Raw genomic sequence first — 19971 nt, forward strand, 5'->3', positions numbered from 1 at the left:
TGCGAATCGAATCGTCAGTGTGCCAGACGTCGCGCGTGCGTGCCGGGCACGGGTGGCGACGATTCGAATTCAGATGGGGGCCGTCACCGCACTTTCAACGAACGGAAAGTTGCATGCGCGTCGGCACGCCGATCGCGTGCAGAATTGCGTCGAATTGCAACTAAACGCGATTCAGCCAGCCGAGCCAGTGCTCGAGCAGCGGCGCGCGCGACCACAGCGACTGCGCGAGCCACAGCGTGCCGCCCCATGCGGCGGCCACGACGATCAGATCGCAATGCCCGCTGTTCCACAGGTTCAGCGAGTGACGCCGCCAGATCCACGGCACGCCGAGCGGGTTCGGCCAGTCGGCGAGCAGGTGCATCACGCCGCCGCATGCGAAGCCGAACAGCGGCGCGGCCCACAGCGGATGCGGATGATGGATGAGCCCGTGCCAACCGAGCGCCAGCAGCGCGATCCAGCCGATGCCCCAGTGCGTGACGGTGCGATGCGTGATCCACAGGCGGCGCTTGCGGCTCCACCATGCGACTTCGAGCCAGTCGGGCGCGGTGCCGCCCGCGACGCCGGCCGCGAATGCGGCGAACAGACCCGAATGCCACGGGCCGGTTGCCCCGGTTTGTGCGACGAGGACGGCGGCGGCGACACCGGCCGCGAAGCCGGACGCATGATGCGCATTGTGTGATGCCATAGGAAGCGAGACGAAGAAACGTGAAGCGATACGTGCACGAAAAAATGATGCGCCGCGAAAGCGGGGCGCTATCTTCGCAGATCGGCCAATGCAGCGGGAGGGACGTTTGCAGATTTTTTTGCACGTGCCGCGTGGTTTTCCGCGCAGTTCGCAACTTTCGGTTTTTTGTGCGTTGCGTGATCACGTGTCCGCGTGCAATTTCGACCGATCCGCATCCCTGTTCGGAAGCCTCGACATGACCTTGCGCACATGACGAATACGCTTTCGTTGCACGTCCCGTGTTCGACCCTTTTTGTCCCCCTATACTACGAAACCGGATGTGGCCGTCGGCGCGCCAGCGGCCATGAGCGGAACAGGTGCTTTTCCTGCCTGAAGGAGATCCACATGGGGGACATGCAATGACTACGCTGAATCGCTTCAAATCATCCGCTGTCGTGCTCGCGACGGTGGCCGGCATCGGTTTCCTGCCGAACGCGCCCGTCTATGCGAAGGGGCCGCAGCCGGCCGTCCTGACGAGTTCGGCCGTTGCGGTGGCCGACAAGTACAGCGCGGATGCCGCGGAGCGGATCTTCAAGGAAGGCGGCAACGCGATCGACGCGGCCGTCGCGATCGCATTCACGCTCGCCGTCACGTATCCGGAAGCCGGCAACATCGGCGGCGGCGGCTTCATGACGATCTACAAGGACGGCAAGCCGTACTTCATCGACTATCGCGAGCGCGCGCCGCTCGCCGCGACGAAGGACATGTATCTCGACAAGGACGGCAACGTCGTCAAGGGCATGAGCCTGTACGGCCCGCGCGCGGTCGGCGTGCCGGGCACGGTCGCGGGCATGTGGGAAGCGCAGAAGCGCTTCGGCAAGCTGAAGTGGAAGCAGGTGCTCGCGCCGGCGATCCACTATGCGCGCGACGGCTTCGTCGTCGACGAGCAGCTCGCGCAGCGCGGCGTCGACGCATCGAAGGAGTTCGTCGGCAAGACCAACTTCGACAAGTATTTCTCCGGGCTGAAGGCCGGTGTGAACTTCAAGCAGCCGGATCTTGCCGACGTGCTCACGCGCGTCGCGAACGACGGCGCGGAAGGTTTCTACAAGGGCAAGACGGCCGAGCTGATCGCCGCGTCGATGAAGACCGGCGACGGCAACGGGCTGATCACCACCGAGGATCTCGCGCAGTACCGGGCGGTGTGGCGCCAGCCGGTGCAGGCGAAGTGGAACGGTTATGACGTGATCACCGCGCCGCCTCCGAGTTCGGGCGGCATCGGCCTCGTGCAGCTGCTGAAGATGAAGGCCGACCTCAAGCAGGACTTCGAGGGCGTGAAGCTCAACTCGCCGCAGTACATCCACCTCGTCGCGGAAATCGAGAAGCGCGTGTTCGCCGATCGTGCGCAGTATCTCGGCGATCCGGATTTCTACAAGGTGCCGATCGCGCAGCTGACCGACGACGCGTACATCGCGAAACGGGCAGGTGAAGTCAACCCGAAGGAGCCGTCGGATACGAAGAGCGTGCAGCCGGGCCTCGGCACGACGATGCCGGAGAAGGCTGAAACGACGCACTTCTCGGTGGTCGACAAGTGGGGCAACGCGGTGTCGAACACGTACACGGTCAACGGCTATTTCGGCTCGGGCGTGATCGCCGACGGCACCGGCATCGTGCTGAACGACGAGATGGACGACTTCTCCGCGAAGCCGGGCGTCGCGAACATGTTCGGCGTGGTCGGCAGCGACGCGAACGCGATCGAACCGAAGAAGCGCCCGCTGTCGTCGATGTCGCCGACGATCATGACCAAGGACGGCAAGGTGTCGCTCGTGATCGGCACGCCGGGCGGCTCGCGCATCTTCACGTCGATCTTCCAGGTGATCAACAACATCTACGACTTCAAGATGCCGTTGAAGGAGGCCGTCGGCGCGATGCGCTTCCATCACCAGTTGCTGCCGCCGAACACGATCTTCTGGGAGCCGTACCACCCGATCGAAGGCGAGCTCGCGAAGCAGATCGAGGCGCGTGGCTATACGCTGAAGGGGCAGGATTTCAGCGGTGACATCCAGGTGATCAAGATCGATGGCAAGACGCCGGAGGCGATGGCTGACCCGCGCGGGCGTGGCGTGACGCGGATCATTCACTGACGTGAAGTGGGGCGTGCGCGGTTGCGAAGGCGAATGCGCACGCCGTGTTCCGCAGCCGGGCGTCGTGTCGCCGGCTGCGGAACGCACTCAACCGGTGGTCCGGATGAATTCGGCGATGCGTGCCGCGATGGCGTCGGGCGCATCCTCGAAGCAGTAGTGCCCGACGCCCGCCAGCCGTTCGACGGGCGCGGACGGAAACAGGGCCGTGAAGAGCGGCAGGAAGTGTTCGGCGCCGAGCGTTCGGTCGGCGTCTCCCCAGATCGCGAGCGCGGGCTTTTCGCGTATCGCGCGTAGTGCCGCCGCATCGGGCGCCTCGAACCGGTGCGCGCCGGCGGCAAACCCGCGGGCCCATCCGATCGCGCCGGCGCAGTCGGCCGGCTGCGCGAACGGCGCACCGTATGCGGCGATCCACGTGTCGTTGATAACCGCGTGATTTTCGAACCCGTTCAGCTTCAGCGTGCTCAGGATATTGAAGCCGAGCTGACCGAGCACCGTCTCCAGCGTACCGTCCGCCGCCGCGCGCGCGATCCATTGGAACCACGGCGCATCGCGACCGTTCGCGTTCAGTCGCTCGACCAGATCGGGCTGGCCGAACGGCGTCGGCCCGTTCGCGGCCACGATCCGCCGGATGCGATCCGGATGCCGCGCGGCCAGCCCCATGCCGACCGGGCCGCCGAAGTCGTGCATCACGAGCGTGATGCGATCGAGGCCGCGCGCGAGCACGAAGCGCTCCAGGTTGTCGACGTGGTCCTGCAGCCAGTAGCTGCGGTCCTGCGGCGTGGCGCTTTTGCCGAAGCCCATGTGATCGGGGGCGACGACGCGGTGCATCGGACGCAGCGCGGCAATCAGATGCCGGAACAGATAACCCCAAGTGGGCTCGCCATGCAGGCACAGGATGGTTTCGCTGTCGTCGGGACCCTCGTCGACGTAGTGCATCCGGAAGCCGGATGCGTCGTCGAAATGCGGGGCGAATGGAAAGGTGCCGTCGAACGTGGCATCGGACCGGATCATCGAACGCTCCTTCGGATAGTCGGACAGTTTGGTTTCAAGTTGAAACCGAGTCGAAGCGTAGGATATTCGGTTTCAAGTTGCAACCTAAAAGATGGCCGGGATAACCGCCGAATCACCGAGGCGTGGGCGCGTGATAACCCATCGGAAGGGAGCAGTGCCGGAATTTATCGGCTGGCAATAGGCGTTGAAGTGTCAATCTGGCCCGAATCGACCATTCCGTTCGCCGATCGCGAACAGTCGGGCGTCGCGCGATTGATCTTTCGCTCGACGAGTTTTATATTGCAACCATTCATTTCAACGGAAACGACCGCCGGTCCACCCGCGTTCCGGGAACGGCATCGCCCCATGCATCGATGAACAGACGAACCACGCACGAGGATTCCCCCTGTGGCGTTGCCCGCCCGCTGGACGCGATCGGCGACTGGTGGTCGCTGCTGATCGTCCGCGATGCGTTCGAGGGGCTGCGCCGCTTCGGTGAATTCCAGAAGAATCTCGGGCTGGCCAAGAACATCCTGGCTGCGCGCCTGCGCAACCTGGTCGCGCACGGGATCATGGACATCGTGCCGGCCGCGGACGGCGGCGCGCATCACGAATACGTGCTGACCGAGAAAGGGCGCGGCCTGTTTCCGCTGCTCGTCGCGCTGCGGCAGTGGGGCGAGGATTTCTTCTTCGAACCCGACGAGGCACACGTGCTGCTCGTCGACCGCAAGAGCGGGTTGCCGGTCAGGAAGCTCGAACTACGTTCGCAGGACGGGCGCGTGCTCGGGCCGGAGGATACGGTCGTGTTGCCGCCGCCGGATTGATGGGCGGCAATCGCGGTGATCGTGCCCGCGTTACCGCTTCAGCACGCGTGCGCCTGCACGATCTGTTCGGCGAGCTGGTTGATCGAGATGCGCCGCTCCATCGCCTGCGAGCGGATCTGCTGATAGGCCTCTTCCTCGCTGATCGCGTTGTGCTGCATCAGCAGCGTCTTCGCTTCCTGCAGCGTGCACGCGGACATCACGCGCTGTTCGAGCTGCGCGATGCGACGCCGGTATTCGTCATGCCGGCGGCTCTGGTGACACGCGAGCGCCATCGCGCTCAACCGGCCGAACGAGCGCACCGGCGTCGTCCCCCCGCTTTGCGCATCGATGCGTAGCATCAGTTCGAGGATCGTCGGGCTTTCGTAGGTCGTGACCGCGATGAGCGGCGGCCGTGCGTCGTCTTCCAGCCACGGGATCGACAGGTGCAGCAGGTCGGGCCGGACCGCGAGAATCACGAGGTCGACGCAAGCTCGCGTCGCTCGGCGGGCTGCTCGCGGCGGGCGCGGACATCGGCAGCCTGCAGTCGCTGCTGCTCGACCCGTCACTGTTCCAGCGCATCTGGGATGCAGGCGGCGACCTGCTGCTGGCGGGCAAGACCAACGTGTCCGCAAAGGTGAAGAGCGTGTGGGAGCCCGTGTTCACCGTCGGCGCGAGCTACCAGATCACGCGCCAGTTCTGGATCACCGGCATGGTGACCTATATCCCGTTACGGACGAAGATTACGCTGGACATCGACCAGTCGAACCGACAGCTCGCGTCGAACACGTTCGATATTTCCGCGAACCCCGTGCTGGCCAGCGTGCTGCTCGCGTTCCGCTTCTGACCGGCGCGCCGGCCCTTTTTTCATGAATTTGACGCGCGACACTGGGATAATGTTGGAGTTTGGCTGCGTCAATGATGGAAGGAGGCCCCATGGGCGACAACGATACCCGCACCGAGACCGACGACCGCACCGATATGGAATCGATGGAAGCGCGCCAGCGCCGCTTCGAGGAGGATCTGGTCGACGCCTACGACGAAGAGCTCGAGATGGAGCTCGACGATCGCCGCTTCGACGACAGCGACGACCTGCTGTTTTCGCAGGAGCGCCGCGAGGCGCGCAAGCAATATTTCCGCGAACTGTTCCGCCTGCAGGGCGAGCTCGTGAAGCTGCAGGACTGGGTCGTGAGCACCGGGCACCGGCTCGTCGTCATTTTCGAGGGGCGCGACGCGGCCGGCAAGGGCGGTGCGATCAAGCGCATCACGCAGCGGCTGAACCCGCGCGTATGCCGCGTGGCGGCGCTTCCGGCGCCGAACAATCGCGAACGCACGCAATGGTATTTCCAGCGCTATGTCGCGCATTTGCCCGCCGGCGGCGAGATCGTGCTGTTCGACCGCAGCTGGTACAACCGCGCGGGCGTCGAGCGCGTGATGAACTTCTGTACCGACGACGAATACGAGGAGTTTTTCCGTTCGGTGCCCGAATTCGAGAAGATGCTGGTGCGCAGCGGGATCCAGATCGTCAAGTACTGGTTCTCGATTACCGATCACGAGCAGGAAGTGCGCTTCCAGAGCCGGATCGAGGATCCGCTCAAGCAGTGGAAGCTGAGCCCGATGGATCTCGAGAGCCGCCGCCGCTGGGAAGCCTACACCGCCGCGAAGGAAGAGATGCTGCAGCGCACCCATATTCCGGAAGCGCCGTGGTGGGTCGTGCAGGCCGTCGACAAGAAGCGCGCGCGGCTGAACTGCATTCACCACCTGCTGCAGCAAGTGCCGTATCACGAGGTGCCGCACGCGCCGATCGACCTGCCGCCGCGCGAGCATCACGAGGATTACATCCGTCGACCTGTGCCGGACAACATGATCGTGCCGGACACTTACTGAGCGGCCGGCGCGGATTCGATGTGATGAAGGGACGCGCCGCGCAACGCGGCGCGCATTACTCCCGGATCAAAAACGCGGTGCGGTCGCGCCCGACGATCCATGCGGGTGCACGGCCGCGGCCGCTCCATGTCGCGCCGGTTGCCGGGTCGCGATACTTCGCACCGACGGTGAACAGCTTCGCGCGATCGCTGTAACCCTGCCCGAAGATTTCCCGCGCGGTCAGCGCGTAGCTCGTGACGAGTTCGCGTACCTGCGCCAGCACCGCATTGCGTTCGCGGCGCCGAGCCGCCTTGATGCGCCGATCGAGTTCCGCAAGCTGGGCTTGCAGTGTGTGCACTTGATGCATGCGTCCGTTATCCCGTAGCTGAATTTTGATTATTGGCGACGCGTGACGAACCGCACGTCGCACGCCCGGCCTTGGCGTGCCGACTCGGCCGGCGGCGGTTGCGTGCTGCCTGTGCCGGCCTGCGGATAAAACGTATGCGGCGCGAGTCGCCGGGAACCCGGTGAGATTAAGTGGCGGCGTGCGGTTTTTCTATCGGACGTATCTGATTTTTCGGCGGAATTTGCAGGCGGCGGGGGGCGGGGCGAGGACGATAGCGGCCGCTCGTTACAGATCGGGAAAGCCCGATCGCCCTTGCGTCAGGTCGAACAGCTCGGTCCGCGCGTTCGCGGCGGCGGTCTCGGGCAGCTTGATCACGAGCTTGACCGTCATCCCGTACGCGCTGTCCACCAGTTCATAACCCGCCTGGTCGATCCAGCGGCGCACGCGCGCCTCCTCGGGATAGCCGATCTCGATCGCGAGCCGCGTGTAGCGGATGCGCTCGACGCGCTCGGCATCGAGCAGCGCCGACGCGATCGCATCGGTGTACGCGCGCACCAACCCGCCCGCACCGAGCTTCACGCCGCCGTAGTAACGCACGACCGCGCCGAGCACACCGTCGAGATCGTGATGGCGCAGCACTTCGAGAATCGGGCGGCCTGCCGTGCCCGATGGCTCGCCGTCGTCCGACATCCCCGATTGGCCGCCCGCCAGCAGTGCCCAGCACACGTGCGTGGCTGCTGGATGTTCGTCGCGCAGGCGTTGCAGTGCCTGCATGGCGGCGTCGCGGTCGTCGACGGGAATCGCGTACGCGATGAAGCGGCTCTTGCGGATCTCGAGTTCCCGGATGTAGGTGGTGGCGAGCGAATAGGTCATTGTCCGGGCGATGAAAAGTGTAGAAAAATCAATGTGTTTTGTGATTGCTTGCTAGATTTCATGTTGATCGATGTTGACCCAACTAGGCATAAATTGCCTACATGGATGGGGCGGAATGAAGCGAGAGAATTTTACCGTGGCGCGCGTCGATGCATTTCGATGCGACCAGCACAAGACGCAGACGATCTACTGGGACGCGAAAAATGCCTGGGTTGGGATTGAGGGTTAGAGGTCAGTTCAAAAACCCCGTGAGGGGGCTGTTTACTTCCTCGGCGAGCTGTTAACCTTGGGCACCAGAACAACGGAAGCCCAAGGATGGAAGCGCCGATCATTGACGACGAACTGTGGATACTGATCGAACCATTGCTGCCGCCCGCGAAGCCTCGTGCGAAGAGCGATCCTGGTCGTCCGCGCGTTTGCGATCGTGCGGCGCTCAACGGCATCCTGTTCGTGTTCAAAACGGGAATCCGCTGGAACCACTTGCCGACTCGGCTGGGCTTCGGCTCGGGCGCAACTTGCTGGCGGCGATTGAACGACTGGCAAAAGGCTGGTGTATGGGACCAACTGCACGAGTTGCTGCTCGACAAGTTGCGTGCGGCCGGCCAGATCGATCTGTCATACGCTGCGGTCGATTCGTCGTCCGTGCGCGCCGTTGGGGCGGGCGAAAAACTGGCCCGAACCCCACGGATCGTGCGCGACCCGGTTCCAAGCACCACATCCTCGTAGACGCCAACGGCGTTCCCGTCGTCGCGATCCTGACCGGCGCGAACGCCAACGACGTCACGCAGTTGCTGCCGCTCGTTGATGCAATTCCGCCGATTCGCGGTGTCCGTGGCCGACCACTTCAGAAGCCCGGCGTCGTCTACGCCGATCGCGGCTACGATTCCACACGACACCGACGTGCGCTGCGTGAGCGCGGCATCAGGCCCGTGATCGCGAAGCGCCGGACCGAACACGGCAGCGGGCTCGGCAAGTATCGTTGGGTGGTCGAGCGTACGCACTCCTGGCTCCATAATTTCCGTCGTCTACGCACGCGCTTCGAGCGACGTGCCGACATTCACGAAGCATTCTTGAAACTTGGCTGCTCGCTCGTCTGCTGGAACGTCTTCAGGCGAGCTGAGCAAGGTTTTTGAACTGGCCTCTTAGCTTCGCGAAGAGACGCTGTCGGCGGGTCTGTATCATGCCGGCGCCGCACGACGAGCAAGCCGTCTGCCAGGCCTCGAAGATGCCGCTTTCCACGAACAACCACATTTCGACCGCGTAGCCGAACCGGCTACGAGATGTGCAAATCGCACACCTCGTAGGATAGGTTTGCCGTCTAGTATTCGCGCACGTAGCGCCTTACCGGTAACGACGGGATCGGGTCAGCGTGGCGCGTGACCGATGATCGTGCGATCGCAACCGGCGTCGCGTCTTTGCGACTGACGGTCTCATCAGCGTGATTCGCCGTGACGGGCATGACTACCCGGCTCATCAGTTGCGTCCAAGACCGGCGTGACTGTCGACGGAATTATGTCGGTCGTTCCCGTGACTGCCGACTGCACTGGCGGCTTGACGGCAGTCACGCCGGGTAACGGATTCGGTAACGGTAACCGAAGCGCGACGATCCAAAACAGGCAAGCCACGCCTTCCAGTACCGCAGCGAATGCAAGGCCGGTTAGATGATCGACGCGAGCTGTCGTGGTGCAGAGTAACGCGGCGAGTCGTGTACTCACCGGGTCGGTGAGTAACGCGTCACGCTGCACCGTACCCCGATCGTCCGTCGCTTGTTGACACCGCACGTCGTTAGCTTCGGCGTTAGAGCTTCCGCCTTGGCCTCGGCGAGCTGGGTCGTAACGCTCGCGCGCCCCGCCATGACGACCGTGAGACTCCGACCGGGCGACGGAGCAGGATTCACTTGCACCATCGACGACCGAAGTTCACCGGCATGCTGTTGGGCGAATGCGAAGAAGACATTCTCCACGCTGTTGCACTTGCGTCGTGAGCGTGAATCGATCGTCTTTTTCAGGCAGGCGCTTGCCTTGTTTTTCAACAATGCGTTCGGCGCACTCCCGGGCAATTTAACCGCATTGAAATGTCGAAATCGACGGCGGTCAAATTTGGCCAATCACTCTGACTGAAAATAGCCAGCAGCGGTCAAATCTGAACATCGAATCACGGTATTTCATGAGCCGAACGATAGCACGCCGCCTTCATGCGGGTTGCTGCCCGCTGGTACAGAAATCGCTTATTAGGAAGGCGCCGACTGCCAGCAGCCGGGCGGACGACATGGCACTGACGTGATGTGTGCATTCCGGGCCGCTGCGGGGCGAAATAATCCTGTCCTCTTAATACACCCCACGGGAGATGCAACGACAATATGTCGATAACTGACCCGAATCGGAAATTCGCGTTGCGAGACACAGTTGCTCCTTACTCCAACTACGCAAGCTGGCGGAAGCAGGCGAGGGTGCTGTGGCGCGATGAATATTTTGACGGCGCTTGGGTGGTAACCGGCTACGACGACGTGAAGAATGCCTTGAAAGATCCACGCCTTTCCGCCCAACGTACCGGTGGGTGGGTGATGGGCGCGGCAGACCGCGAGGGTGTGTCGCGAATCGAGCTCATGGATCTTCAAAGGTTGTTTGGCCGGGCGTTGCTGTTCCTGGACAGTCCGGAGCACGGTCGAGTTCGCAAGGCCATGCAAGCGGGCTTTCATCCCGGGCTGATCGAAGCGTTTCGTCCCGGAGTGCAGGGGATCGTCGACGAACTAATCCGCGATATTAATGCGGCTCCGGAAGGTGAGCCGTTCGAATTCATCGAGCAATTTGCGAGGCGACTGCCTTCCAGGGTGATCGCTCTATTGCTTGGACTCGACGATGTCGCGCCGGACAGGTTTCTTTCGTGGACGACTAGCTTGGCATTGTTTCTTGGCGTAACAAGACCAACCATTGGCACTGTGTTGCGAGCGCGCGAAGGCATCGTGGAGATGAGCGCATTTTTCGAGGCGCAGATCAGTTTGCGCCGGCAACGCCCGCGCGACGACATGATCAGCCGCCTCGTGCGGGCTGAAGAAAATGGACAGATTCGCGGGCAGGCGGAACTGATCGCCCAATGCGCGATGCTTCTGTTCGCCGGTTACGAAACGACCCGGCACAGCCTCGGTACGGCCGTCTACTGGTTGCTCTCGAACCCGGGCCTGTGGCATCGACTTCAGGCGGTCCCGGCACTGCTACCGCGAGCGATACGTGAGTTGCTGAGGTTCGATAGCCCGGTGCAATACACGGGCAGGCGTGCGAAGACCGATTTTGTCCTTGGCGGTCGGCAGATTAGGCGCGGGGATCTGATCGTTCCGCTCATCGGATCGGCCAATCGTGATCCCGAAAAATACGCTGGACCGGATGAAATCCGAATCGAACGAGATGTCGGCATGCCATTGTCGTTCGGTACCGGGCCGCACGTCTGCATCGGAGCGGGGCTGACCTTGATGGAACTCGAGATTGCTTTGAACGCCATCCTTCATCGTTGGCCTGCACTTTCCCTGGCGTGTGAGCCACCGCGCTGGATCGACCAGCCGCTCTACCGGGGGCTCGAATCGTTGACCCTGGTCCGGTCACGCGAATCCGCCCAGACATTGAACGGGGCGGAAGCCGCGCTGCGGACGCGTTCACATTGATTCGAAATCGTACTGGCCCAGCCTAGCGCCGTATCTCAGGTAACGTGGCCTCACTGGAGTTTGCAGTGGAAACCGCATTCTACGACCAGCTTGCCCCACACGCTCATCTTCTCTACGGCGACTGGGAGCGCTTCATGAACTGGCAAACCGAAAAGATCGGTCGACTTGTCGCTCCGTCGGATCGCGCCATCCGCATCGTCGACTGTGCCGCCGGTATTGGCACGAATACGATATCGCTCGCCGGTGCGGGGCACGATGTTCTCGCACTCGACACGTCAGTGCGCTCGATCGAAAGAGCGAGATCCGAAGCCGCGCGTCGAGGCGTCGACCTGCGTTTCCACACGGGCGCGCCTGATCAGCTCGGTTCGGGTGACGCGGGCTCTTTCCATGTCGCATTGCTTCTCGACAACTACTTGTGTCATGCCAGGACTGACGACGACGCGGTGGGTTTTCTCGTTTCCGCGCGAGGACTGTTGCGCGACGACGGACGCCTTGTCGTGGCATTGCGTGACTACGACGCCGACTTCGACAGGCGCCCTGACGTTGCCGCCCCCGCCTTTCATGACGCGTATCAGCAGCGCCGGATCGTCCATCAAATCTGGGACTGGTTCGATGAGCGAACTTATCGGTTCCATCTCCATATCGTCCGTGCAGTCGACGCAAGATGGGAGGCCTTGCACTTCACCGCCTTGTACCGAGCACTACGAAGAACGCAAGCCATTGAACTGATTCGTCGCGCTGGTTTTCGTCATGTCGAAGTTGTTTCGCCGGAACAGTCGGGATATCACCGCTTGCTGCTGCTCGCCTCGGCCTAGCGACGTCCGCCCGCTGATCGTCAACTATCTCTCAATGTGAGGAAAATGGTGGGAAAACTCATCAACGTGATCAAGCGCAGTGAAAACAGTTCGCTGGTCAATTTTCGCCGGCTGAGACTGGACGATTTCGACGCACTGCTGATTTCACATCCGTCCGGAAAATATCTGTTCGACGTGGCATCGTCGGAAAGCTACCGTCTTGAGCCCAGTGACGCTGATGTCGTCGAGCAATTCGCCGACAGTGACCAGGACCGCGCGATACTGGAAGCATCCCCGTTCGTCGCCGGACTGATCAAGCGGGGCAAGCTGTTCAGTTCCGATGCGAATCGAAAGAACCATCGCACGTCCGAGCGTCTTCGTCTGCAGGACGTCGTTGTACAGATTGCCTACGCGTGCAATCTGAAATGTACATACTGCTATGCAGATGAAGGTTTGTATGGCGGTGGCGAGTCGCTGATGATGACGAGAGAGATGGCTGAACATGTGATCAACTTCTCCTTCGAGCATCGTGGCTCCTCTTCTCTCGGCTTCGCGATTCTTGGCGGTGAGCCGTTGATGAACCGCGATTGCCTCACGCATTTCATCGAATATGCAGCAAAAAAAGGGGAGGCCGAGGGCGTTGAAGTCGAGTTTTCGATCACGACGAACGGTATCGGATTGAATCAGGAAATGATCGATTTCTTCGAGCGATATCGCGTCGGTGTTCGCCTCAGCATGGACGGTACGAAAGACATTCACGACACGTACCGGCTTGATCGAAAGGGCGGGGGTACGTTCGACGTTGTCAATGATAAGTACGGCAAGCTGCTGAAGGAAAGCCGGATCGATTTCCAGGTTCGCGCGTCTTTCTTTGGTGAACATGGTGACCGTCTGGTCGACCAGGCACGGACAATGGTTGAATCGCTCGGGTACGACAGCATCAAGATGGACTTCATCTGGGGCGTCGACGGCACCATCGGGGAAGTCACTGACGAGAACCTGCAGTTGACGCTCAACGGAATTGATCACCTGAGCGAATGGTTCGCGGGGCATGTGCTCGACGAAAACTATGACTGGCGGAACTTCAATCCGTATTCGAAATACATGGGAAGACTGGTTCAGAAACCGGTCGCGACCAATCTCTATTCAGAAGATGCAAAGGGTGAGCTGGTTGCAGGCGGTTCCATTTTGGAGAATAGCGGGGTGGAATGCGGCGCCGGCGTCAATGTCATCTCGGTTTCGGCGACGGGAGACATCTACACATGCCACCGCACCGAAGGTAACGACGCGTTCAAGATGGGTAACGTCACCACCGGTATCGACGAGACGTTTTTGACGTACTGGGGCAGCAAATGGCGGCTCGCGGACGCCGACGCCGATTGCTCGAAGTGCTGGGCGCGCTTCGTCTGCCTCGGCGGTTGTCCGGCATTCGGGGTCTATAAGCACGGCGATCCGATGAAGAACGATCGAATCCGGTGCCAATTGAGACGGCAGTTCATCGCCAGCAGCATCGTACTGACACATGAACTGAAAGAGCGCGGGTTGGTCTCGTGATCAGTATCGGTATCTCCGCTCTCGCACACGACCCAGCCATAGCGATCGTTCGCGACGGAGAAATCCTGTACGCGGTTGAAGAGGAGCGCGTGAGCCGGGTCAAGGGCGAATGGTGCTTTCCCGACCGCGCACTCGACCAGGCGCTCGGTCACTGCGGCTTCGCGCTGAAAGACGTCTCCGACGTCGCATACTACTGGAACGACTTGGGAAGCTTGCTGGAAGCGTTCAGGGCCGAAGCGGGCTCGCTGCTGGATCGACGTGTTCCGACCGTGCACCGCCTGCTGCGGCGCATCGCGGCCTCCACCAGCAACCGGAAACTGACAGAGATCGTTCGGAAACGCTGGGGCAATCGTGACGTACCTCGAGTGAGGTTCGTCGACCACCATCACGCTCACGCACACTACGCATTCCGCGTCAGTGGTTTCCAGCGCGCACTCGTCGTCGTGCTGGACGGCCGCGGGGAAAATGCATCGGCTTCGGTTTATGTCGGCGAGGATAGCGGCCTTGCATTGACGGACCGTACCTACATGCCGGCATCGCTCGGCTTCGTGTATGGGGCGATTACCCAGCATCTCGGATTCAGGCCGGCATCCGATGAGTATCGCGTGATGGGACTGGCTCCGTACGGCGTCGCGCGCGAATCCCTCGATCGCTTCTTTGAGCGGTTGCTACGCTGCGAACGCGGGCGACTCATCGTCGACCATCGATACACCGACTATCAACGCTCCGAGCATCTGGATCGACCCTGGCTGAATCCGCGCGCGTTCGAGTGGCTCGGGCCCCCGAGGCTTCGCGACCAGCCGGTCGAGCCGCATCACGCCGATATTGCACGCGCGCTTCAGGCCCGCTACGAAGCAGTCGCTTTCGCGATCCTCAAGGTATACAAGGAAAAGCATCCTCATCTGCCACTTGTTCTCGCGGGCGGATGCGCAATGAATTCCGTGTTCAACGGCAAGCTGGTTCGCTCCGGACTGTTTGATGAAGTGTTCATCCCCGCCGCACCCGGCGACCAGGGAGCGGCGATTGGCGCGGCGCTGAGCCTTTTTTCGCATCGTCAGACCCGCGTGCATGTGGCTTCCAACCGCAGCGCGAGGCTTGGCCCGGAATTCTCGCGGGACGTGATTGTCGCGGCACTGAAAGATGCTGCTCTGCCTTTCACCGAACCTGTCGATCTGGTTGCTGAAATCGCTGGCTTGATGGCGAATGGTCAAATCGGCGGTCTCTTCGAGGGGCGCATGGAATTCGGGCCGCGCGCACTCGGCGGGCGGAGCATCATCGCCGATCCGCGCCCACGCGCCATGCGCGACCGGATCAACGCGGCGGTGAAGCTTCGCGAGCCATTCAGGCCTTTCGCCGCGTCGATTCTTGCACCGCGCGTCGCTGAATACGTCGACGCCGGTTGTGACTTTGAATCGCCTTACATGAACATGGTCATGCCTGTCCGAGCCGAACGGCGCGATGCGATTGCTGCTGTCTGTCACGTCGATGGAAGTTGCCGCTTTCAAACCGTGTCGAGCCGAGAGTCATTCATCTACCGGCTGATCGAGGCATTCGACGCGGTGACAGGTATTCCGATGATCCTCAATACATCATTCAACCAGAACGGCGAGCCGATCGTCATGTCGCCGTCCAACGCGATTAGCTGCTTCGCGCGGACCTCACTGGACTTCCTGGTGATCGGCGATTTCCTCGTCAGGCGAGAACCCGCATCCAGAGGTCGCGCGCAGTGATATCGCGGTGTCGATGTAGACGATGACGTTCAACTCCCACGTGAATATGGACAACATGACTATTTCGTTGGAAGACGCGATGCAGCTCGTTCGCGGCAAAGCCGTCCCGACACCGGTGAAGAGGCTCCCGTGGCTTGAGAAACTCGTCGGGGTTCCGGTATACGCGAAGATGGAATTTCAGCAACACACGGGGTCGTTCAAGTATCGAGGCGCGCTCTGCGCACTCGCATACCGACGAAGCGATGTGATTATCGCGGCGAGCGCCGGCAATCATGGTGTTGCCGTTGCGACGGTCGCCAAAGCACTCGGCATCAAGGCCAAGATCGTTCTGCCCGCCAACGCGAGCCGCCTCAAGCGCGACAAGCTGAACTACGTTGACGCCGAAATTCTCGAATATGGCGATTCACTCGGCGATGCGAGCCGGTATGCGCGTTCACTCGCGGCAACCTATGGATGGGATTACATTTCGGCCTTCAACGACAGGCGGGTGATCTCGGGCAATGCCACGCTGACCGCGGAAGTGCTTGCTCAGGCGCCGGATGCACGCACGCTGATCGTACCGGTCGGTGGCGGCGGTTTGCTTCTCGGCGCGATACAGGCCAAGGCCCAGCTTGGTCACCAGGTGCGTCTGCACGGCGCCGAACCGGAGAACTATGCATCCGTTTCGCACGGGTTAGGTCTGGCGCGGGCCCAACGGGTCGTCAATCAGCCGACCTTCGCTGACGGCCTGGCGGTGCAACTGACCGATGACGAGAACGCACTGCCGGAACTGATGAGCGCGCAGGTCGAGATCGACACGTTGACCGAAGAGCAGATTGCGATGGGGACCGTGAGCCTTCTGCAGAAGGAAAGCTGGCTGGTCGAGCCGTCGGGGGCCATTTGCGTGGCGGCATTGCTCAAACTCGCGGAGCGCGGCCCGTTGGATGGGCCGGTTGTACTGCTGCTCAGCGGGGGCAATATCCAGAAATCGACCGTGGCGCGCCTGATCTCCTATCCGTTCAAAGAAAATTCGTATGACGGGTTGCTTGGACTCGCGAGCGATCGTGTGGACGCCATCGCCGCGGCGTCGCATTTCGAGTTGCCAGAAGGCGCGGTCGATTCCGTGCATGTGCCGGTGCAAGACCGTTTCTACCTGGACAACGCACTCGAAAACTACCAGCGCCGCGTCGTGGAGTTCAATCAGGCGCTCGACGACTATCAGGCATTCTGCACGCTGCGCAAGCTTGCGCGCCCACAGCAACTCGAACGGCTGGCGAAGGACGTGCTCGACAGAACCGACGTTGCCTTGCAGGCTGCTTGTCTCGACATGACCGGCAATGGCATTGTGGATGAATTTGTTCAAATGTCGACGCTGCGAGGCGTCAATATCGTCCTGTCCGCGATCAGGCAGATGTTCGAGTGGCGTTCGGCGTCCTACGACCAGTCGATCACGCCGCAGTTTTTCTCGCTCGGACACCAGGAGAGCCCCAACGCCAATTATGATCGTTATCAGAATCGCGCGGCAAGCGAGATGGAGGTGCAACTGCGTGAGGTGATGGGTGTCCGCCATCCAAACATCGGGTGTACCGTGACCTCGTCCGGCATGGCGGCCTACAGTACGATTGAGGCGTTTTTGATCCGCTATCGGCTGAAGTCGGGCGACGTGGTCGCCCTTGCGCCATACATCTATTTCGAAGCAGAGGAGCAGATCGTCAGCCTGCCAGGGATCAGGCCGTACCGGCTGTCGTCCTATGTTGCCGAGCAGATGGTCGACGAAATCATCGAGAGCAATGCGTCCGTCGTGTTCGTAGATCCGATCGCGAACATCGCGGAGCTGCGTACCTGTGATGTGTCGCGGCTTGTGTCCTTGCTGAACAGACGTGCGCGACACCACGTCACGATCGTCGTGGACGGCACGATGGCGTCGGCCCAGTTGCCGCACCTCCTCTACACCGAGGAAAACGTCAGGTCACCACTGATCGACATCATTTACTACGAGAGCTGTTCGAAGTATCTGCAACTGGGCTTCGAATACAGTCTCGCGGGACTCATACTTCACAATGTCGCGCGTCGGCCGCATTTCGACCGCATGCGCCGGAATATCGGCAGCATCATCTACGCTGCCGAAGCAGACCTATTTCCTCGATTCGGCCGCGAATCTTATTTGCGCCATCTCGCCGAGATCGAACGCGGTGCGACGAACATGGCCATGCTGCTCGCGAGTCACGAGGTCATTGCCTCGCGGTTGCAGGTTTTCTACCCACGACATCATGATCACGTGGACGCCGCCGCAGTCAGCACCCTTGGCTTCGTTGGCGGATGTCTGTGCCTGAAGTTCAGGGATGACGGACTCAACACGCAGGACAGTCTCAATGCATTCATCTCGCTGACCATCGAGCATGCACGTCGCCTCGATTGCGTTCTGGTGAAAGGCGTTAGCTTTGGTTTTTCGATTCCTCGTCTGTCGGCGGCTTCGTCTATGGCGGAGGGGCAGCGTCCGTTCCTGCGACTCTACGCGGGCTTGCTGAGCGACGTCGAAGCCAGGAAGCTTAGAGTGGCGTTTTCGCGAGCGATCGAGCACTTTGTCCTCGGGCGAGGAGCGGAATATGTCGCTTGAAGGACGCATCTTCTGCTACCCGTCTCTGAACGATCAGGACTACGAGAAGCACCTGAGCGAGACATGTCGCGCCTTTATGCCCCCGCTGGTTGCCGCACGTGAGGTGCCTCCGTCTCTATCGAGGCAGCTTGGGCACCAGGCGGTAATTGCGCGCTTGAATATCCTCACGCGAGTTTATGCTGGCGAATATCACACGGACAGTCACGACATCGATCGCCTTGCCGAAAAGCTTCGACAGTATGATGAGTTCATCTGGTTCTGGGGCACCGTAGATGCTGTCGACTCCTTGATCCGCGCCCCGCAGGGGGTAGAGAGCTCGGACGCGCTTGCTCTCGGAACGGTCAGCGTCATCGATTCGCGCGACGACTTCGGACTTGGAGCGGGAGAGCTGTGCCGCTCGGGCTCGATGTCTGATGTCGGTCTGTTACCGTATGCAGTGAAACGCATCCTCGACTATGTCACCGGCGAGCATCGAGCGCTCACAAATCGCTTTCACACGCTCTGCGCTGTGCCGAGGGTGCGCGCTGCGACGCGGGAGATTCGTGGCGGCAAGGCGGTCAATACCATTCACCGCAAGTACATTCGTTCGCGATTCTGGGGCTTTGCACCGTGGTACGTCATGCAGGGCGGAATTCTCGAGTGCCTTGAGTACCGTGAAGTGAGTCGTCGAGTCGCCGACGTTAGAGACGGCGTCATCGAGCATCCACGCGCTCATTTCAGCGAAGCGGGCGACGCCGCGTTCGTGGCCAGCCTGCTGCGACTGAATCTGCCGGACGTGGCATTCGACACGCACGTGAGTTGCGACGCGGCTGACGACACCGTCCTTCTACGGCAACGCAATCGCGTCCCGGAGTCTCTGCGCGAATACAACCACTTGGCCTTCGGCCCTTTGTCCGGCGAGATGAGGGGCTCTTTAGGCCTCTCACTCGACGACATCGAGCCACGGCGGCTGAACTGCGCGTGCACGGTGGCCGTGGTTGATCTTGGCGATCCCGGGCAGGTGGGTTTGCAGAGGGCGCTTGCGCGACGCGGGTATCGACTCATGAGCATTCAGCCACCACGGCGCACGTATATCGGTGAGGGCGTCGCAATTCAACGCGTGAGCACGGCAGCGATCGGTTACTGGGTCAAGCCAAGCGGGAAGCACCCTATCGCACCGCCTTATTATTCGCACATGTCGTCGCACAATGCCGACGAGCAACAGGTGCTAGATCATTTGCGAGAATCGTTGCGACGTTGGGGAGATCGTCTATGAAGACACGCGATCAGATCGGCATGGTTATCCAATCGCATGTGCGGATCGTGCTGGTCCTCGGGGCGGCGGGATGTCTGCTTTCGCAGCGAGGGTGGCCCGTGCGCGGGGACGTGGCATGGCTGATTTTCACTGTCTGGTATTTGGCGGAAGCCGTGATGGAAAAGCGTCACACCCCCGCGCCGCGGCAGTATCAGGACAGGGGGTCGCGGCAGGTGCTGGTCCTGGCCCGAGACCTATCGCTGCTAATTCCGTTGCTGATTGCAGTGTTCGGAGACATCCCGGAAGGGACGATCGGAACGGCAATGGCGGGCCTGGTCAGTTACGTCGCGGGTCTCTTGTTGAGGCTGAGTGCAATGTCGACGTTGAATCGGTACTTCACAATGAAGCTGACTGTCGCACCCGGTCAGCAACTAGTAGACCACGGTCCATATCGGTTCGTTCGGCATCCAGGTTATCTCGGACTGGTTCTGATCCTGTTGGCGCCGTCGATGCTATATCCCGGAAGCATGCTGCTTGCGCTCGCTGTCGCCGTGTTCGTCGGTGCTGCCACGTGTTATCGGGTGGTGCTCGAGGAACGCATGCTCATGACAGCCATCGGGCCGAGCTACGGTGTATATCGGCAAAGCGTCGACTGTATCGTGCCCATCCGAGTCGCCCGGAAATGCCTCACGTTGCTGGGCAACCTGTTCGCGGGACACCGTACCTAA

At 61.3% G+C, this 19971-nt stretch carries 18 protein-coding genes; 13 read left to right on the forward strand and 5 right to left on the reverse strand.

From position 1 onward, the window contains the following. Positions 1–160 precede the first annotated feature (160 nt). Positions 161–685 (reverse strand): metal-dependent hydrolase, encoded by a 525-nt coding sequence (locus tag CFB50_RS24635; protein WP_069251373.1) that lies wholly within the window; start codon positions 683–685, stop codon positions 161–163. 398 nt (positions 686–1083) lie between these two features. Between CFB50_RS24635 and ggt the strand changes: the two genes are divergently transcribed. After that, on the forward strand, positions 1084–2805 hold the full coding sequence (ggt, locus tag CFB50_RS24640; protein WP_089447486.1) for a gamma-glutamyltransferase: 1722 nt from the start codon (positions 1084–1086) through the stop codon (positions 2803–2805). A gap of 87 nt (positions 2806–2892) precedes the next feature. Here ggt and CFB50_RS24645 read toward each other — a convergent pair whose 3' ends face one another. Beyond that, on the reverse strand, positions 2893–3816 hold the full coding sequence (locus tag CFB50_RS24645; protein ID WP_089447487.1) for an alpha/beta fold hydrolase: 924 nt from the start codon (positions 3814–3816) through the stop codon (positions 2893–2895). A 353-nt stretch (positions 3817–4169) separates the two neighbouring features. Between CFB50_RS24645 and CFB50_RS24650 the strand changes: the two genes are divergently transcribed. Further along, the gene (locus CFB50_RS24650) at positions 4170–4619 is read left to right on the forward strand and encodes a winged helix-turn-helix transcriptional regulator (RefSeq protein ID WP_089447488.1); all 450 of its coding nucleotides are present in this window, start codon (positions 4170–4172) and stop codon (positions 4617–4619) included. A 38-nt stretch (positions 4620–4657) separates the two neighbouring features. On the opposite strand, the gene CFB50_RS24655 is transcribed toward CFB50_RS24650, so the two are convergent. Then, entirely contained in the window at positions 4658–5074 is a 417-nt protein-coding gene (locus tag CFB50_RS24655; protein ID WP_373452969.1) for an ANTAR domain-containing response regulator, read from the reverse strand. On the opposite strand from CFB50_RS24655, the gene CFB50_RS24660 reads away from it, so the two are divergent. Together CFB50_RS24660 and ppk2 are read left to right on the forward strand one after the other, a co-directional pair. Beyond that, positions 5011–5442, forward strand: a complete 432-nt coding sequence (locus CFB50_RS24660) for a hypothetical protein (protein WP_231937904.1) — start codon at positions 5011–5013, stop codon at positions 5440–5442. The genes CFB50_RS24655 and CFB50_RS24660 overlap by 64 nt on opposite strands. An 89-nt stretch (positions 5443–5531) precedes the next feature. Continuing rightward, on the forward strand, positions 5532–6482 hold the full coding sequence (gene ppk2 / locus CFB50_RS24665; RefSeq protein ID WP_069251378.1) for a polyphosphate kinase 2: 951 nt from the start codon (positions 5532–5534) through the stop codon (positions 6480–6482). Between the two features lie 55 nt (positions 6483–6537). Here ppk2 and CFB50_RS24670 read toward each other — a convergent pair whose 3' ends face one another. Together CFB50_RS24670 and CFB50_RS24675 are read right to left on the reverse strand one after the other, a co-directional pair. Next, positions 6538–6828, reverse strand: coding sequence for an H-NS histone family protein (locus CFB50_RS24670; protein ID WP_069251379.1), 291 nt, complete (start codon positions 6826–6828; stop codon positions 6538–6540). 264 nt (positions 6829–7092) lie between these two features. Further along, on the reverse strand, positions 7093–7680 hold the full coding sequence (locus tag CFB50_RS24675) for an IMPACT family protein (protein WP_069251380.1): 588 nt from the start codon (positions 7678–7680) through the stop codon (positions 7093–7095). Positions 7681–7995: 315 nt separating this feature from the next. On the opposite strand from CFB50_RS24675, the gene CFB50_RS40165 reads away from it, so the two are divergent. From CFB50_RS40165 to CFB50_RS24715, 9 genes are all read left to right on the forward strand, one after another. Further along, positions 7996–8406: a transposase gene (locus CFB50_RS40165; protein WP_256978861.1), complete on the forward strand. Its 411-nt coding sequence runs from the start codon at positions 7996–7998 to the stop codon at positions 8404–8406. Beyond that, positions 8298–8813 carry an IS5 family transposase gene (locus tag CFB50_RS40170; protein WP_256978984.1) on the forward strand — a complete coding sequence of 172 codons (516 nt, stop codon included), beginning with the start codon at positions 8298–8300 and terminating at the stop codon, positions 8811–8813. The genes CFB50_RS40165 and CFB50_RS40170 overlap by 109 nt, the downstream gene beginning before the upstream one ends. 1259 nt (positions 8814–10072) lie before the next feature. Continuing rightward, the gene (locus CFB50_RS24685) at positions 10073–11335 is read left to right on the forward strand and encodes a cytochrome P450 (protein WP_231937905.1); all 1263 of its coding nucleotides are present in this window, start codon (positions 10073–10075) and stop codon (positions 11333–11335) included. A gap of 65 nt (positions 11336–11400) precedes the next feature. Further along, the gene (locus CFB50_RS24690) at positions 11401–12150 is read left to right on the forward strand and encodes a class I SAM-dependent methyltransferase (protein ID WP_089447489.1); all 750 of its coding nucleotides are present in this window, start codon (positions 11401–11403) and stop codon (positions 12148–12150) included. 45 nt (positions 12151–12195) lie between these two features. Continuing rightward, positions 12196–13683 (forward strand): radical SAM/SPASM domain-containing protein, encoded by a 1488-nt coding sequence (locus CFB50_RS24695; RefSeq protein ID WP_069251383.1) that lies wholly within the window; start codon positions 12196–12198, stop codon positions 13681–13683. Next, entirely contained in the window at positions 13680–15413 is a 1734-nt protein-coding gene (locus tag CFB50_RS24700) for a carbamoyltransferase family protein (RefSeq protein ID WP_089447490.1), read from the forward strand. The genes CFB50_RS24695 and CFB50_RS24700 overlap by 4 nt, the downstream gene beginning before the upstream one ends. A gap of 22 nt (positions 15414–15435) precedes the next feature. After that, complete coding sequence (locus tag CFB50_RS24705; RefSeq protein WP_069251385.1) at positions 15436–18009, forward strand: pyridoxal-phosphate dependent enzyme; 2574 nt, start codon at positions 15436–15438, stop codon at positions 18007–18009. Continuing rightward, positions 17999–19264: a hypothetical protein gene (locus tag CFB50_RS24710; RefSeq protein WP_069251386.1), complete on the forward strand. Its 1266-nt coding sequence runs from the start codon at positions 17999–18001 to the stop codon at positions 19262–19264. The genes CFB50_RS24705 and CFB50_RS24710 overlap by 11 nt, the downstream gene beginning before the upstream one ends. Beyond that, positions 19261–19971 (forward strand): methyltransferase family protein, encoded by a 711-nt coding sequence (locus CFB50_RS24715; protein ID WP_069251387.1) that lies wholly within the window; start codon positions 19261–19263, stop codon positions 19969–19971. The genes CFB50_RS24710 and CFB50_RS24715 overlap by 4 nt, the downstream gene beginning before the upstream one ends.

Origin of the sequence: Burkholderia sp. AU33423, assembly GCF_002223135.1 — a bacterium.
GTDB classification, from domain to species: Bacteria; Pseudomonadota; Gammaproteobacteria; order Burkholderiales; family Burkholderiaceae; genus Burkholderia; species Burkholderia lata_D.

What these genes read in the sequence shown, in the direction of transcription:
- CFB50_RS24635 (WP_069251373.1), bottom strand. Translation starts at nt 685, where the DNA reads ATGGCATCACACAATGCGCATCATGCGTCCGGCTTCGCGGCCGGTGTC.
- ggt (WP_089447486.1), top strand. Translation starts at nt 1,084, where the DNA reads ATGACTACGCTGAATCGCTTCAAATCATCCGCTGTCGTGCTCGCGACG.
- CFB50_RS24645 (WP_089447487.1), bottom strand. Translation starts at nt 3,816, where the DNA reads ATGATCCGGTCCGATGCCACGTTCGACGGCACCTTTCCATTCGCCCCG.
- CFB50_RS24650 (WP_089447488.1), top strand. Translation starts at nt 4,170, where the DNA reads ATGAACAGACGAACCACGCACGAGGATTCCCCCTGTGGCGTTGCCCGC.
- ppk2 (WP_069251378.1), top strand. Translation starts at nt 5,532, where the DNA reads ATGGGCGACAACGATACCCGCACCGAGACCGACGACCGCACCGATATG.
- CFB50_RS24670 (WP_069251379.1), bottom strand. Translation starts at nt 6,828, where the DNA reads ATGCATCAAGTGCACACACTGCAAGCCCAGCTTGCGGAACTCGATCGG.
- CFB50_RS24675 (WP_069251380.1), bottom strand. Translation starts at nt 7,680, where the DNA reads ATGACCTATTCGCTCGCCACCACCTACATCCGGGAACTCGAGATCCGC.
- CFB50_RS40165 (WP_256978861.1), top strand. Translation starts at nt 7,996, where the DNA reads ATGGAAGCGCCGATCATTGACGACGAACTGTGGATACTGATCGAACCA.
- CFB50_RS24695 (WP_069251383.1), top strand. Translation starts at nt 12,196, where the DNA reads ATGGTGGGAAAACTCATCAACGTGATCAAGCGCAGTGAAAACAGTTCG.
- CFB50_RS24705 (WP_069251385.1), top strand. Translation starts at nt 15,436, where the DNA reads ATGACGTTCAACTCCCACGTGAATATGGACAACATGACTATTTCGTTG.
- CFB50_RS24710 (WP_069251386.1), top strand. Translation starts at nt 17,999, where the DNA reads ATGTCGCTTGAAGGACGCATCTTCTGCTACCCGTCTCTGAACGATCAG.
- CFB50_RS24715 (WP_069251387.1), top strand. Translation starts at nt 19,261, where the DNA reads ATGAAGACACGCGATCAGATCGGCATGGTTATCCAATCGCATGTGCGG.